General features: G+C 41.1%; 1 pseudogene. It reads left to right on the forward strand.

Annotation, left to right across the window (positions count from 1 at the left end):
* Positions 1–282 (forward strand): annotated as a pseudogene (locus HC176_RS19350) (bifunctional folylpolyglutamate synthase/dihydrofolate synthase); the annotation flags it as partial.

Raw genomic sequence — 282 nt, forward strand, 5'->3', positions numbered from 1 at the left:
TTCAGTACTGCAGGAAAGCGAATATAAAGTTGGGCTTTACACCTCTCCTCACTTAAAGGATTTTCGCGAACGTATAAGCATCAATGGCAAAATGATCCCCGAGGCTGAAGTCGTAAAATTTATAACAGAAAATAAAAGCTTTTTTGAGCAGGAAAGCCTGAGCTTTTTTGAAATGACGGTGGGAATGGCATTTGAATTCTTTGCTGAAGAAAAGGTCGATGTTGCAGTCATTGAAGTGGGCCTCGGCGGAAGGCTCGATTCTACCAATATTATTACTCCTGA

This window comes from Tamlana crocina (assembly GCF_012037625.1).